Here is a 597-nt window from a genome sequence, read left to right on the forward strand (position 1 = left end):
TCTCCATCTGCTCGGCGAGCTTCATCGCCTCTTCGATGAGGGTCTCGACGATCTTCGACTCGGGCACCGTCTTGATGACCTCGCCCTTCACGAAGATCTGCCCCTTGCCATTACCGGACGCCACACCCAGGTCGGCCTCACGGGCCTCCCCCGGACCGTTGACGACACAGCCCATCACCGCCACCCGCAGCGGGACCTCCATGCCCTCCAGACCCGCGGAGACCTGGTCGGCGAGCTTGTACACGTCCACCTGCGCGCGGCCGCAGGACGGGCAGGAGACGATCTCCAGGCGGCGCTGGCGCAGGTTGAGCGACTCCAGGATCTGGATGCCGACCTTGACCTCCTCCGCCGGCGGAGCCGACAGCGAGACGCGGATGGTGTCGCCGATGCCCTCGCTCAGCAGCGCACCGAAGGCAACCGCCGACTTGATCGTGCCCTGGAAGGCGGGGCCGGCCTCGGTGACGCCCAGGTGCAGCGGGTAGTCGCACTGCGCGGCCAGCTGCCGGTAGGCGTTGACCATCACCACCGGGTCGTTGTGCTTGACGGAGATCTTGATGTCGCGGAAGCCGTGCTCCTCGAACAGCGACGCCTCCCACA

1 protein-coding gene is annotated in these 597 nt (G+C 67.5%); it reads right to left on the minus strand.

What is annotated here, in order from left to right:
- Nucleotides 1–597, minus strand: a 597-nt coding sequence (locus HG542_RS34185; RefSeq protein ID WP_171088329.1) for a flavodoxin-dependent (E)-4-hydroxy-3-methylbut-2-enyl-diphosphate synthase, incomplete at both ends; no start/stop codon positions are given.

Origin of the sequence: Streptomyces morookaense (genome assembly GCF_013030945.1) — a bacterium.
In the GTDB taxonomy this organism is placed as follows: Bacteria; Actinomycetota; Actinomycetes; order Streptomycetales; family Streptomycetaceae; genus Streptomyces; species Streptomyces morookaensis.